The organism is Vibrio sp. Isolate33 (genome assembly GCF_022397895.1).
Classification (GTDB): domain Bacteria; phylum Pseudomonadota; class Gammaproteobacteria; order Enterobacterales; family Vibrionaceae; genus Vibrio; species Vibrio pomeroyi.
On sequence record NZ_JAKEUP010000013.1, the window covers coordinates 97,796 to 111,336 of the forward strand.

A 13,541-nucleotide genomic window follows, 5' to 3' on the forward strand; every position below is an offset into this window, starting at 1 on the left:
TTAACGAACTTTCAGTGTCGCTAGGCCAACCAGTACTAATACCATTGAGATGATCCAGAAGCGCACGATTACGCGCGGCTCAGGCCAACCTTTAAGTTCATAGTGGTGATGAATCGGTGCCATGCGGAAAATACGCTGACCACGCAATTTGTAAGAGCCCACCTGCAGGATTACTGACAAGGTCTCCATTACAAACACACCGCCCATGATAACCAGTACCAACTCTTGGCGAACCAACACAGCAATCACACCCAGTGCACCACCCAGTGCTAGAGAGCCAACATCGCCCATGAATACTTGTGCTGGGTAAGTGTTAAACCATAGGAAACCAAGGCCAGCACCCACGATAGCAGTACATACCACAACCAGTTCAGAGGTGTATGGAATGTATGGAATGTGTAGGTATGCCGCGAAGTTAACGTTACCTGTCGCCCAAGCGATAACAGCAAAGCCAGCCGCAACCATAACCGTTGGCATGATCGCCAAGCCATCTAGGCCATCCGTTAGGTTTACCGCGTTACTGGTACCCACAATAACAAAGTAAGTTAGTACAATGTACAGTAAACCAAGCTGTGGCATCACATCTTTGAAGAAAGGAACAACCAATTGCGTTGCAGCGGTGTCGTGTCCGTGAGCATACAGAGCAAACGCCACAACCAATGCAATTGCTGATTGCCAGAAATACTTCCAACGCGCAATCAAGCCATCGGTGTTCTTACGAACGACTTTACGATAGTCATCAACAAAGCCAACCGCACCGTAGCCGCCAAGAACAACCAACACAGCCCAAACGTAAGGGTTTGAAAGATCAGCCCACATCAATACTGTAATAATGATGGCAGCAAGGATCATCACGCCGCCCATGGTTGGCGTACCACGTTTGCTGAAGTGAGATTCAGGGCCGTCATTACGAACAACTTGGCCAATTTGTAGCATTTGCAGACGCTCAATTAAACGAGGTCCCATCCACAGCGACAGACATAAAGCAGTCAAAATACTCGCGATTGCACGAAACGATAGGTATTCGAACAAACGGAAGAAAGAAAAGTGTGGCTGTAGTAGCTCTGCAAGCCAAATTATCATGAAAAGTTCTCCTTTAAAGCAGCGGCTATTTTACTCATTCCTGCACTATTCGCGCCTTTTACCAACAAGGTATGTGACGAGTTTTCTGGCAAGCTTAAGTGCTGCTCTATGTGCGCGATCATCGCTTGATGCGTTGCAAAGTGAGTCCCATTACAGACCTCACTAATCACCTTGGTATCATCACCGTAAGTGAGTACATGCTCAAAAGCGAATGGGGCAGCATATTCACCGACTTGACGGTGAAGTGCAAGGCTTTCGTCGCCTAATTCAGCCATATTGCCTAAAATCAACCAACGTTGACCTTTGAAGCTCGACAGCAATTTTGCTGCGGCCTTCATTGCAGGTACGCTGGCGTTATAACTGTCATCTATCAGCTTGATATTCTGACTTAATTGTTGAACTTCAACTCGACCTTTAACCGAGATAAGGTTCGCTAAACCGCTTTTTACTTCTTCAAGCGTCGCACCAAATTGAATACTTAACGCTGCAGCCGCCAACGCATTTGCCACGTTGTGCTGACCAATAATGCCAAGTTCGACTGCCATTGCACCTTGCGGTGTCTGCATATCAAAGCAAGCTTCACCTTGCTCATTAATGCGAATATTCTTAGCGAAGTAATCCGCCTTACTGTCGCTTTCTGAAAATGTCAGCACGCTTTTATCTGCAAGTACGTCATTCCAAAAGTCACCACCGTTGCTCTCTAGATTAACAATAGCAGTATCACCAGCAGCAAGCCCCTGAAAGATTTCACCTTTCGCTTGTTTCACACCATCAATAGAACCAAAACCTTCTAAGTGCGCCGCAGCGACATTGTTCACCAAAGCAACCTGTGGTTTCACTAGCTGAGTAGTGTAAGCAATTTCACCGATATGGTTAGCGCCTAGTTCGATCACCGCATAGTCATCCCTTGGCTCACTGCGTAGCAGAGTTAGCGGTACACCAATATCATTATTGAAGTTACCCGCTGTAAACAGCACCTTGCCACGTTGTTGTAAAATACTTGCGACCATCTCTTTAACGGTCGTCTTACCGCAGCTACCTGTAATAGCCATAGTTGGGGCGCTACATTGCTCGTGAATCCAAGCACTTAGCTGACCTAAAGCAAGTTTAGTGTCTTCAACAACAACTTGAGTAATATTTAGGTCAAGTTTTCGTTCGACTAACAACGCGCTCGCATTAGCCTCTAACGCTTGATGACAAAAATCATGGGCATCAAATCGTTCACCTACTAGAGCAACAAACAGTGCACCTTCTTCAACGGTGCGAGTGTCAGTAGAGACCGCATTAATGACACTATTGCTCGACTTGCCAGCCTCAATCAGCTGACCGCTCACCGCTGAGCAGATCTGCTCGAGTGATACATCAATCATTATGAAATACCTAAAAGTTGGAGCGCAGACTCGCGATCTGAGTAATGGATCGTTTCGTCTTTCAATACTTGGTAATCCTCATGGCCTTTACCAGCCAAAAGAATAATGTCACTGCTGCTAGCCTGCTCTAGGGCAAACTTAACCGCTTGATAGCGATCGTGCTCGACGAATGCTGATTCAGGTTCGCTTAAGCCAGCTAGCATGTCTTTAACAATCAAAGCAGGATCTTCGCTGCGAGGATTATCATCTGAAATAATAATTTTGTCGGCGAACTGCTCAGCCGTTACCGCCATCATTGGGCGCTTACCTGTATCGCGGTCACCACCACAACCAAAGATAGCCCAAAGCTTTCCAGAACAATGTACACGCAAGGCTGCCAATGCTTTTTCTAGAGCATCTGGTGTGTGCGCGTAATCGACAACGACTTTTGCTTTGTTTGGTACTTGGAACAATTCCATGCGACCAATAACCGGTTGCAGTTGAGATGCAGTGTCGACCAAGATTTGTTTATCGATGCCCAATGAAAGCAGAGTCGCGAAAGCAACCAGTACATTTGATGCGTTGAATTGACCAATTAAAGGAACCGAAAGCTGACCTTGCCCCCAGCTACCATCAAAAGACATCTGAATACCGGTTTCTGCATAAGCGACATCAGATGCCCACACCGATTGTTGGTAACCAGACAACGGAAGCAATGAAACGGCTATTGCATTGGACAAATCTGACATCCATGCTTTACCTACTTCATCATCCACATTGATCACTGCATGCTTGCATTTATGTTGAGTAAACAGGCTTTTCTTAGCCAGTGCGTACTCTTCCATAGTGCCGTGATAATCCAAGTGATCACGACTCAGGTTTGTGAATACACCAACCTCAAAATCCAACGCTTTTACGCGGCCTTGAACCAAACCATGAGAAGAGATTTCCATCGCGGTATAAACGGCATTTTCTTCAGCCAACTCACTCAGCGTGCGCTGTATTTCAATCGCACTGCCTGTGGTGTTAGCCGCTGTTTTTAGATTATCTAAGAAGCCATTACCTGTAGTGCCCATTACCGCAGAGCGTTGACCGACTAGATCTAGCCATTGAGCAATCAATTGAGTGATGGTGGTTTTGCCATTGGTGCCAGTAACACCAATCAGTTTGGTCGCTTGAAAAGAGTAAACTCGACCAGCCAGTTCAGAGAGAATTGAATCTAGCTCTGCTACATAAACAACAGGAATGGCATTTAACCACTCAACCAAGCCATGAGCTTTATCATCACCAGCCTGTGCAATAACGGCTTTCGCACCTTGAGCGACGGCTTTTTCGATAAAACGACGACCATCAACGGCATGTCCAACAATGGCAACAAAGATATCACCGTCTTTGATAGCACGGCTATCCAACTCCAACTGCTCAACAGCAATCGCATCTAGCTCAGAAGAACTGAAGTCCCCCCAAGGAGAAAGTAAAGATGACAGCGTGAGGCTATTACTCATATTGAATCCTGATTGGCTCTATTCTTGAAATTTGTTTTCATCAGCAGGGACATTGAGAATTTGCAGTGCACCCTTCATGATTTCAGAAAAAACGGGGGCTGCGACTGAACCGCCATAGTAAAGGTCACCTTGAGGCTCGTTAACCACCACAACCAACGCGACTCTTGGGTCACTAACAGGGGCAAAACCTGCGGTTATCGCAATGTATTCATCACTGTATCCGCCCGCTTCAGCCTTACGAGATGTACCCGTTTTGGCTGCAACTCGGTAACCGGGTACCGCAGCTCTCGTTGCCGTACCGCCTTTTTGAGTCACCCCTTCTAGCATATTCAAAACCAGTTCCGCGTTCTCGCGCTTGATGATCTGCTTAGAAAAGTCTTGGTCGTTACTCTTAATAATATGAATCGGTTCATACATGCCTTTGTTGGCCAACGTCGCATAAGCATGCGCTAACTGCATCGGCGTAACCGACAAGCCATAACCGAATGATAAGGTAGCAATTTCAAACTTAGACCAACGACGTCGATTCGGGAAAATACCACTGGTTTCACCGATTAAGTTCAGACCAGACATCTCGCCTAGACCAACAGAGCTGTACATTCCAAGTAAGGCTTCGAGTGGCATGTTAAGTGCCAATTTCGCCACACCGATGTTACTCGACTTCTTAAGAATCAAAGCTAAATCAGCCTTACCCACTTTAGAAGAGTCTCGTACACGGCTACCACCAATTTGCATAATGCCGTTGCCAGTATCAATAACGATATCAGGGTCTGCGGTACCGTTCTCTAATGCTGCCAAAACCACAAACGGTTTTACTGTAGAGCCGGGTTCCATCGCATCAGTGAGCACGCGGTTACGCATTTTAAAACTTTGTAAGTCAGCACGATTGTTCGGGTTGTAAGAAGGGGCATTAACCATAGCCAAAACGGCACCGGTTTTTACATCCAATAAAATCGCAGAGCCAGAAGTCGCCTTATGATCGGCCACCGCCTGTTTAATCGCTCGGTAGGCAATCGCTTGTAATCGTTGATCGATAGTTAATTCAAGAGGCTTACCCTCTTCACGCTCTTCTAGTGCAATGTTTTCAACCACTCGCCCGTAACGGTCTTTACGGATTGTACGTTTACCTGCTTCACCCGTTAGCCATTTGTCATAGCTACGCTCAACACCCTCTAGCCCGTGACCATCGATTCCGGTCACACCAATAAGGTGCGCACTGACTTCACCGGCAGGGTAATAACGGCGAGACTCTGCTTTCAGACCAATACCCACCAGCTTTAGCTCACGAATATACTTAGCCATCGCAGGGCTAACTTGTCTCTGTAGATAAATAAATCGGCGGGATTTGTTGCTAGAGATCTTATCGATCATCGATTGACGTTCTAGACCAAGTACATCGGCTAGCGCATACCAACGATCAATCTGAGCCATGCCATTTTTATCGAAAATGGTCTTAGGATCGGCCCATACCGCTTCTACCGGAACACTGACGGCAAGCGGTTCGCCATTGCGGTCAGAGATAATACCGCGAGCGGAAGGAATAGCTTTAACACGTACCGAGCGAAGGTCGCCCTGACGAATTAAGTTATCTGGTTCAATGATTTGGATGTAAGCCACACGACCTACGAGTGCAGCAAAGGCAAGAAACACGAAAGCAATAACAACGTTAAAACGCCATTTAATCAGAATGGGATCCGAATCCTTTTCGCTCTTCACACGCTCTGTCGTTGGTTTCTTAACGGTTTTCGCGGGTGCTTTTTCCTTTTTACCGGTCATTTCAGTGTGATCACAACTTCTTTGTCAGAGTCTGGACGTTTCATGTCTAGCTCTCGTTTTGCCGATGCTTGAACGCGGCTATGTTCAGCCAGAGCCGTCTCTTCAAGCATTAAATTTCGCCACTCATCATCAAGCTGTTCTCGCTCCACTAATGCCATATCTTTTTGCGTGATCGCCTGACGTGACATATGTGTCGTAAGAACGACCCCCATCGCACTCGCAAAGATACAGATAAGAAGCACCAATGGGACTTTACCCACGGAGATCAAATCAAAAAATATTATCTTGGCTAAGTTTGGTTTGGAGGTCTTCATTGACTATAGCTTTTCTGCGATTCGTAATACTGAGCTACGTGAACGAGTATTCTCATCCACTTCGCCTTTCGATGGTTTAATCGCTTTACCTACTGGCTTAAGATCTGCACTGCCTAGCGCTTTGATCTGCTCTTCAGTCAAAGGCAAGCCATGTGGAACTTGAGGGCCTTGGCTCTCTTTACGGATAAAGCGTTTCACCATACGGTCTTCAAGTGAGTGGAAGCTGATAACAGACAAACGGCCTTCTGGAGCAAGAATGCTTGCCGCGCCTTTTAGTGCTGTATCGATCTCTTCAAGCTCACTGTTGATGTAGATGCGGAATGCTTGGAAAGCACGTGTCGCAGGGTGCTTTTTCTCTTTGAAGCTTTTTGGAGCCACATCAGAGATAAGCTTAGCCAACTGGCCAGTACGCGTTAACGGTTCGTTCTCTTCGTTTTCTTGATAAGCAATGATGCCTTTCGCGATACGACGAGCGTGTTTGTCTTCACCGAACTCACGAATAACCCATGTGATGTCATCTAGATCCGCTTCAACCAACCACTGAGATACAGGAATGCCTGACGTTGGATCCATACGCATATCAAGCGGGCCATCTTTCATAAAGCTAAAGCCACGCTCAGCGTCATCTAACTGTGGTGAAGAAACACCTAAATCCAGTAAAACGCCATCCACTTGACCGACTAAGTCATAACGCTCTGCATATTCAGCCATACCTGAGAAAGGGCCGTGAATAATCGTAAAGCGAGGGTCATCAATCTTTTGTGCTTCTGCAATCGCTTGTGGATCGCGGTCGATACTAAAGAGTCGTCCATTCTCGCCCAGTTTAGACAGGATTGTACGGCTGTGACCACCACGGCCAAAGGTACCATCGATGTAGGTACCGTCAGGTTTGATCGCAAGTCCGTCAATAGATTCGTTAAGCAATACTGAAATATGTTTGAATGCTTCTGTCATAGTCTTCTCAGTGAGTGGATTGAGCCAATAGTTCGGCAATAATTTGTTCTGTTAACGTTTTAGTGTACTGATTTCGCGCTGTATCTCCACCATATTGTGTATAGGCTTTGGGAATTTTTGACCCAAGCTCATATCAGGATGAAGGATTCTAAGGAAATCTAAATAATTTACGTCAATATAAAGCAAAAAACCCATCACTACCGTTAAGTAATGATGGGTTCTTTAGATAGGTGGAGTTGACACATACGCCGGGTTCTGTTCCGCTTGCGCGGCGGTAACCATTCGTCTAGGCCTGCAATCGCTCACAGGCTCAAGCAATCTACCCGCCCCCATACGCGAGCAACGCAATGTGAGGGCCTATTTGATCTTGCTCCGGGTGGAGTTTACCTTGCTACGAACTGTTGCCAGTCGCACGGTGCGCTCTTACCGCACCCTTTCAGCCTTACCTGTGCCTCTTCCGAAGAAATGAGGCCATCGGCGGTCTTCTCTCTGCTGCACTTGTCGTGGGCTCGCGCCCCCCAGACGTTATCTGGCACCCTGCTCTATGGAGCCCGGACGTTCCTCCCCTCTGCCAGTCTCCCGAAGGACTTCAACGTCAGTTTCCCGAAGGACCTCAACGTCAGTCTCCCGAAGGACATCAGCAAAGCAGCGATTACCCGTTCAACTCCGAGGGCGGATTGTATAGAGATTAGAGTGCAGTGTCTAGCGAGATCACAAATATGCTGCAAACCGCTAAGTAAACGCATAAATTTCACACAACATAGACAAAAAAAAGAGGAATGAAGGGTTTGCCCTCATTCCTCACAAGCTTTCTTTGAAATAGCGCTCTAGCGACTTATACACTGAGCAGCTATTTAACTGTTTAGTTATCTAGTTATTCAGCGTTAACCATCTAGGTGCTCAAGCCCCCACTTGTATAACGCGTTCTTTTTCAGGTTGTAGATTTCAGCTGTCATTGCCGCCGCTTTTTTAAGAGGTAACTCTTTAGTTAGGATACCCAGCGTACGAGTCGCTTCGTCTGGCAGTTCTGTGCTCGCTTCTTCACGATGACCATGAATTAGTAACACCATCTCACCGCGCTTACGGTTCGAATCTTCTTCAATCCACTCAATAAGCTCACCCAGTGGCAATCCTTGAATGGTTTCGAATGTCTTAGTCAGCTCACGCGCCAATACAACTTCGCGGTCTGGGCCTAAGATCTCAAGCATGTCTTGTAGAGAGTCAGAAATGCGGTGTGGTGATTCGTAGAAGATACACGTGCGCTCTGCTTTCGCGATCTCTAAGAACTTATCTTTACGGCCTTTGCTCTTTGGCGGCAAAAAGCCTTCAAAGCTGAAACGATCAGACGGTAAACCAGACGCACTCAATGCCGTAATCACTGCACAAGCACCAGGAAGTGGCACAACTCTCACACCCGCTTGACGACATTGTGATACAAGATGGTAACCTGGGTCACTGATTAAAGGTGTACCCGCATCAGAGACTAATGCGATAGACTGACCTTCTAATAACCTTTCGACTAGAACTTGCGCTTTAGTTTGTTCATTATGATCATGTAAAGCGAACGTTCTGGTTGATATATTGAAGTGAGCAAGCAGCTTACCCGTGTGGCGTGTGTCTTCGGCTGCAATAACATCGACACTTGATAAAATTTCAATTGCTCTTTGAGTGATATCTCCCAAATTTCCGATTGGGGTTGGCACAATGTAGAGAGTTGGGCTCTCTGTGAGCAAGGTTTTGTTATCTGTCATTTGTTTACCATCACTTCAACGATTAATATAGATACAAATTTATACGGAATTTAAAGAACTCATGGCAACGATGAACCATAAGAGACTCAGTGTACCACGCTTACTAACTCCAATTGCATTAGCAATTACATTGGCGGCTTGTTCTTCAGGTCCTCAAGCACCAACGAGCGTTGATATTACACTAGATCCAGCGCAATCAACTGAAAGTTACATGATGCAGGCGGATAGTAGCAAAGGAAGTCTACAAAACGACTGGTTAATCATGGCGCTTAAGTCTTCTGTGCAAGCTGGAAAAACCGATCAAGCAACATTGCTTATCAAACGCTTAGCAAAACAAGAGCTAACTGAAGTTCAACAAGCGGAATGGCAATTAGCTCGCGCTCAGCTGTTAGTCAATAACTCACAGCCGGATCAAGCTTATAGCCAACTGAACTTCCAGCCTTGGTGGAAGCTACCTGACGAACAGTGGAAAGATTATCACGAGCTACGTGCGAACATCTCAGAGATGAAGAGTGAGTATTTCGAGGCAAGCCGTGAGTTAGTGCTCTATTCAGAGTACCTAGAGGCTGACGACGAGCTTCAACAGCAAACTGCCGACCGTATTTGGCAAAACCTGAATAGCTACTCTCAATACGAGATTCTAGAACTGAAAACATCGCCGACAGAAGATGTGCTTTCAGGCTGGTTACAACTGGCTATCTACATGAAGACGCTGAACTCGAATCTTCCAAACCTACAGGAAACCCTGTCTGATTGGTTAGCCGAGAACCCTCAGCACCCTGCTGCTACTTACACACCTCAAGCGATCACCGACATCTTGGCGCTAGAGATCAGTAAGCCAACCAGCACTGCACTGTTACTGCCGCTAACGGGTAAGTACGGTAAGCAAGCACAACTGGTACGTGATGGCTTCATCTTTGCGATGATGAACGACAAAGAACGCGAAGAAGATGCAACGCTGACAGTCATGGATACCAACGTGCAAAGTGCTGCTGAGATTAAAGCGACACTGGAAGAGAACAACGTTGATTTCATCGTTGGTCCGCTGATTAAGAGCAACATCACTAAGCTTCAGCAAGCACAGAAAAACCACGAGAATTCGATTCCAGCCCTAGCTCTGAACATTCCAACGCAGCTAGAACCGGATACCAATATTTGCTATCTCGCTCTATCGCCTGAACAAGAGGTCGCTCAAGCAGCGAAGCACCTTTTTGCTCAAGGCTACAAGTACCCGCTTATCCTTGCTCCAAAAGGACGTTTAGGTGATCGCGTTGAACAAGCGTTTAAAGAAGAGTGGAAAAAATACAGCAGCAACGATGTAGCAATCAGCTTCTTCTCAGACAAGCGCCAACTACAGCGTAATGTGAATCAGGTATTCGGCTTACAAGAGAGCCAACAACGTATTGCTCAGATGGATGGTCTGCTTAACCTTGACCTAGAAACTGAGCCGCGTAGCCGTCGTGACATCGATTCTGTCTACATTGTGGCGAAAAACTCAGAGCTCACGCTGATCAAACCTTTCATTGAAGTGGCGATCAACCCAGACGCTAGCCAGCCTGCTCTGTTCTCAAACTCACGCAGCAACAGCGGTGACAAGCAGTATGAAGACCTGACAGGTGTGTTCTACAGCGATATCCCACTATTGGTGGAGAACAAGAACGAACTTAACAAAGAGCTAAACGACCTATGGCCTTCATACTCAAATGGCCAAAAACGTCTGCAAGCACTTGGGATGGATGCTTACTACCTAATGGATGCTCTTCCACAGATGAAGGCCGTTCAGGGTTACAGCATTCCTGGTGAAACAGGTGTGCTCACTATCGACAACAACTGTGTTGTTCAACGTGAAATCAGCTGGGCAGAGCATGGGGCTTTTTAGCCGAACATTCTTAGCGAAACCAACTATCACCCACAAACAGGTGGGTGATAAATACGAGGCCGTGGCAAAATCTTATCTGATTAACCACGGTTTATCGTTAATTCAAGAAAACTTCATAGCAAAATGTGGCGAGATTGATCTTATAATGCGCCATAACAACACGATTGTGTTTGCCGAGGTAAAATACCGCAAGCAAACCCGCTACGGACATGCCGCAGAAATGGTGACAGCCAAGAAGTCACAGAAGCTACTCAAAACAGCTAATGTTTGGCTGATGCAGCAAGGCCTGTCGGTGCACTCTACAGATTTCAGATTTGATATCGTTGCCATTGAAGGGCCGAATGACAATATCAATTGGATTCAAAACGCGATTACCCAAGGATAAACATGCTAGACAGCATTAAAGAAAGTTTTACAGAAAGTATTCAAATCCAAATTGCGGCTGCAGAAGCACTGCCAGACGCAATCACGCATGCCGCTCAAGCCATGGTTGCGACCTTGCTTAACGGAAACAAAATTCTTTGTTGTGGTAATGGTGGTTCGGCATCGAATGCTCAGCAATTTGTGTCGTGCCTACTTAATCGCTTTGAAACCGAGCGCCCTAGCCTTCCAGCGATGGCGCTAATGGCAGACAACACCACGCTAACGGCAGTTGCTAACGACTACCACTATGAAGAGATCTTCTCTAAGCAGGTACGCGCATTTGGTCAAACTGGCGATATCCTGTTAGCTATATCTACCAGCGGTAACAGCAAGAACATCATCAAGGCAATGGAAGCGGCAGTAACTCGTGACATGACGATCATCGCCTTTACGGGTAAAGATGGTGGTGAAATGGCAGGTTTACTTGGTGAACACGATGTAGAGATTCGTATCCCTTCACACCGTACCGCGCGCATTCATGAAGTACACATGGTGACACTGCACTGCCTATGTGACTTAATCGATCAAGTACTCTTCCCAGCTCACGAAGAGTGATATACGGAGCATCACAATGAAATCATTAACCTCTATGAGGCTGTTTAAGCTGATTAGTGTTTCGCTACTTACACTGTCCCTATCTGGTTGTGCTGGCATTTTCATTGCTGGTGCAGCAACCACTGCAAACCTAGTCACGGACACTCGAACCACCAAAGAGATTTGGAACGACAACAATATCGAATTTGAAGTCGCGGCCATCACCAACAAACAACCTTACCGTGGCAATGTTCGCATCACAGCGAGCTCTTACCGAGGTTCAGTAGTGCTGATGGGACAAGCGACCACAGACGCTGAGCGCCGTGCTTTTGAAAGCCAAGCTAAAGATGTGGCTGGCGTAGAGAGCATCCACAATCAGGTTCGTGTTAAGCAGCCATTGTCGATCAGTGCCATCAGTAACGACAGTTGGATTACTACTAAGGTGAAATCTGCACTACTGGCGAATGCTGAGTTAAATGGTATTAAAGTGAAGGTAATTACTGAGGATTCAGAAGTCTTCCTACTTGGACTGGTTTCTCGCGAGCATGCAGATATCGCAACCGAAGTGGCGCGTAATGTCTCCGGTGTAAAACAGGTGATCCGAGCGTTTGAATATGGCGAAGAAGAGACAGCTGTTAATTAGCGTTTTATCTGAAGCTTTGTAGAAAGCAGCGTATTGCACAAAAAGAAAAAGCAGCGACGAGTCGCTGCTTTTTTTATTCGGGTTCGTTATTTAACTAACGTTATTTGATAACACGAAGGCTTGGTCGACCTTTTGCTGGACGAGGTGGCTCAGGGTCTGAGTCAGGCTCTTCAGCATCTACGTCTGCCGTTGCTACGCTCAAAGATGGGCCTTTTTCTGGTTCTTCAAAAGGAGTTTCTTCAATCCCTTCTTCAAACGCATCCATGTAAGCCTCTTCAGGTTCAAACATGGTGCCAGCACCGTTCTCACGAGCGTAAATCGCTTGTACTGCGTAAAGTGGCACGATCACAGAGTGTGGACGACCACTAAAGCGTGCACTAAACGTCACAGCTTCGTTACCCAGTTCAAGTTGTCCAACAGCACGAGGCGCGATGTTCAGAATGATTTGACCATCTTGAACAAACTCTTCTGGCACTCGCACACCCGGTAATGTTGCTTCAACAACAAGGTGTGGAGTTAATTCGTTATCAACCAGCCAATCGTAAAATGCACGAAGCATGTATGGACGGCGTGGTGTCATATTTGAAATATCCATAACGCTTAGCGAACGAGTCGCATCTCGCGCTCAGCTTCAGTTAAAGAAGCTAGGAATGAATCACGTTCAAATACGCGGTTCATGTAAACTTTAAGTTCTTTCGAACCAGGGCCAATCAGTTCAATACCAAGCTCAGGTAAACGCCATAGTAGCGGAGCTAGGTAGCAATCAATTAGGCTAAACTCTTCGCTCATGAAGTATTCATACTCAGCGAAGATTGGAGCAAGAGTCAGTAGGTCGTTGCGTAGTTTAACGCGAGCTGCTTCAGATTCTTCAGCGTTGCCTTTAACGATCTTCTCTGCAACTGAATACCAGTTACGCTCAATGCGGTACATCATTAGACGGCTGTTACCACGAGCAACCGGGTATACAGGCATCAATGGTGGATGAGGAAAACGCTCATCTAGGTATTCCATGATGATCTTTGAGTCATATAGAGCAAGCTCACGATCAACAAGAGTTGGTACTGATTTGTACGGGTTCAGTTCAACAAGCTCTGCTGGTAGATTTTTCTCATCAACCAACTCAACTTCAACACTTACGCCTTTTTCAGCAAGAACGATGCGCACCTGATGGCTATACATATCAGAAGCACTTGAGAAAAGAGTCATTACAGAACGTTTATTGGCAGCTACAGCCATGGAGCCCTCCAGTACACTTTAAATAAAAACAATGGAGGCCTAAAGCCTCCATTGAACATTAACATAATTTGGGAATTAGCACGGTATTATAGCA

At 46.3% G+C, this 13,541-nt stretch carries 13 protein-coding genes and 1 other RNA gene; 4 read left to right on the plus strand and 10 right to left on the minus strand.

Annotated features, from left to right (window positions below; all coding sequences use genetic code 11):
- The 8 genes from mraY to rsmI all read right to left on the minus strand — a co-directional run bounded on the left by mraY (nt 1) and on the right by rsmI (nt 8,732).
- A complete protein-coding gene (gene mraY, locus L1D37_RS17265; RefSeq protein WP_048658030.1) occupies nt 1-1,083 on the minus strand; it encodes a phospho-N-acetylmuramoyl-pentapeptide-transferase in 1,083 nt (360 codons plus the stop codon).
- Nucleotides 1,080-2,453, minus strand: a complete 1,374-nt coding sequence (gene murF, locus L1D37_RS17270) for a UDP-N-acetylmuramoyl-tripeptide--D-alanyl-D-alanine ligase (protein ID WP_239848578.1) — start codon at nt 2,451-2,453, stop codon at nt 1,080-1,082. The genes mraY and murF overlap by 4 nt, the downstream gene beginning before the upstream one ends.
- Nucleotides 2,453-3,937 carry a UDP-N-acetylmuramoyl-L-alanyl-D-glutamate--2,6-diaminopimelate ligase gene (murE, locus tag L1D37_RS17275; RefSeq protein ID WP_239848579.1) on the minus strand — a complete coding sequence of 495 codons (1,485 nt, stop codon included), beginning with the start codon at nt 3,935-3,937 and terminating at the stop codon, nt 2,453-2,455. Before murE ends, murF begins: the two co-directional genes overlap by 1 nt.
- 18 nt (nt 3,938-3,955) lie before the next feature.
- Entirely contained in the window at nt 3,956-5,713 is a 1,758-nt protein-coding gene (locus L1D37_RS17280; protein ID WP_239848580.1) for a penicillin-binding transpeptidase domain-containing protein, read from the minus strand.
- Complete coding sequence (gene ftsL / locus L1D37_RS17285) at nt 5,710-6,027, minus strand: cell division protein FtsL (protein ID WP_048662657.1); 318 nt, start codon at nt 6,025-6,027, stop codon at nt 5,710-5,712. Before ftsL ends, L1D37_RS17280 begins: the two co-directional genes overlap by 4 nt.
- A 3-nt stretch (nt 6,028-6,030) precedes the next feature.
- Nucleotides 6,031-6,981 (minus strand): 16S rRNA (cytosine(1402)-N(4))-methyltransferase RsmH, encoded by a 951-nt coding sequence (gene rsmH, locus L1D37_RS17290; protein ID WP_017629354.1) that lies wholly within the window; start codon nt 6,979-6,981, stop codon nt 6,031-6,033.
- A 228-nt stretch (nt 6,982-7,209) separates the two neighbouring features.
- An RNA gene (gene rnpB / locus L1D37_RS17295) (RNase P RNA component class A) lies at nt 7,210-7,649 on the minus strand.
- A 216-nt stretch (nt 7,650-7,865) separates the two neighbouring features.
- Nucleotides 7,866-8,732 (minus strand): 16S rRNA (cytidine(1402)-2'-O)-methyltransferase, encoded by an 867-nt coding sequence (gene rsmI / locus L1D37_RS17300; protein ID WP_017062903.1) that lies wholly within the window; start codon nt 8,730-8,732, stop codon nt 7,866-7,868.
- Nucleotides 8,733-8,793: 61 nt separating this feature from the next.
- Here rsmI and L1D37_RS17305 point away from each other — a divergent pair, with 61 nt between their 5' ends.
- From L1D37_RS17305 to L1D37_RS17320, 4 genes are read left to right on the plus strand one after another with little or no spacing between them, the layout of a single operon-like run.
- Complete coding sequence (locus tag L1D37_RS17305) at nt 8,794-10,611, plus strand: penicillin-binding protein activator (protein ID WP_239848581.1); 1,818 nt, start codon at nt 8,794-8,796, stop codon at nt 10,609-10,611.
- The gene (locus L1D37_RS17310; protein WP_123301480.1) at nt 10,598-10,996 is read left to right on the plus strand and encodes a YraN family protein; all 399 of its coding nucleotides are present in this window, start codon (nt 10,598-10,600) and stop codon (nt 10,994-10,996) included. Before L1D37_RS17305 ends, L1D37_RS17310 begins: the two co-directional genes overlap by 14 nt.
- Nucleotides 10,997-10,998: 2 nt before the next feature.
- Nucleotides 10,999-11,589, plus strand: a complete 591-nt coding sequence (locus L1D37_RS17315) for a phosphoheptose isomerase (RefSeq protein WP_010434705.1) — start codon at nt 10,999-11,001, stop codon at nt 11,587-11,589.
- 16 nt (nt 11,590-11,605) lie between these two features.
- A complete protein-coding gene (locus L1D37_RS17320) occupies nt 11,606-12,211 on the plus strand; it encodes a BON domain-containing protein (RefSeq protein WP_176680896.1) in 606 nt (201 codons plus the stop codon).
- A gap of 100 nt (nt 12,212-12,311) precedes the next feature.
- On the opposite strand, the gene sspB is transcribed toward L1D37_RS17320, so the two are convergent.
- Complete coding sequence (gene sspB, locus L1D37_RS17325) at nt 12,312-12,806, minus strand: ClpXP protease specificity-enhancing factor (RefSeq protein ID WP_275665530.1); 495 nt, start codon at nt 12,804-12,806, stop codon at nt 12,312-12,314.
- Nucleotides 12,807-12,811: 5 nt separating this feature from the next.
- Nucleotides 12,812-13,447, minus strand: a complete 636-nt coding sequence (gene sspA / locus L1D37_RS17330; RefSeq protein WP_017629359.1) for a stringent starvation protein SspA — start codon at nt 13,445-13,447, stop codon at nt 12,812-12,814.
- Between the last annotated feature and the right edge of the window lie 94 nt (nt 13,448-13,541).

Coding starts and splice junctions, on each gene's coding strand:
- mraY (WP_048658030.1), bottom strand. CDS start 1,083: ATGATAATTTGGCTTGCAGAGCTACTACAGCCACACTTTTCTTTCTTC.
- murF (WP_239848578.1), bottom strand. CDS start 2,453: ATGATTGATGTATCACTCGAGCAGATCTGCTCAGCGGTGAGCGGTCAG.
- murE (WP_239848579.1), bottom strand. CDS start 3,937: ATGAGTAATAGCCTCACGCTGTCATCTTTACTTTCTCCTTGGGGGGAC.
- L1D37_RS17280 (WP_239848580.1), bottom strand. CDS start 5,713: ATGACCGGTAAAAAGGAAAAAGCACCCGCGAAAACCGTTAAGAAACCA.
- ftsL (WP_048662657.1), bottom strand. CDS start 6,027: ATGAAGACCTCCAAACCAAACTTAGCCAAGATAATATTTTTTGATTTG.
- rsmH (WP_017629354.1), bottom strand. CDS start 6,981: ATGACAGAAGCATTCAAACATATTTCAGTATTGCTTAACGAATCTATT.
- rsmI (WP_017062903.1), bottom strand. CDS start 8,732: ATGACAGATAACAAAACCTTGCTCACAGAGAGCCCAACTCTCTACATT.
- L1D37_RS17305 (WP_239848581.1), top strand. CDS start 8,794: ATGGCAACGATGAACCATAAGAGACTCAGTGTACCACGCTTACTAACT.
- L1D37_RS17310 (WP_123301480.1), top strand. CDS start 10,598: ATGGGGCTTTTTAGCCGAACATTCTTAGCGAAACCAACTATCACCCAC.
- L1D37_RS17315 (WP_010434705.1), top strand. CDS start 10,999: ATGCTAGACAGCATTAAAGAAAGTTTTACAGAAAGTATTCAAATCCAA.
- L1D37_RS17320 (WP_176680896.1), top strand. CDS start 11,606: ATGAAATCATTAACCTCTATGAGGCTGTTTAAGCTGATTAGTGTTTCG.
- sspB (WP_275665530.1), bottom strand. CDS start 12,806: ATGGATATTTCAAATATGACACCACGCCGTCCATACATGCTTCGTGCA.
- sspA (WP_017629359.1), bottom strand. CDS start 13,447: ATGGCTGTAGCTGCCAATAAACGTTCTGTAATGACTCTTTTCTCAAGT.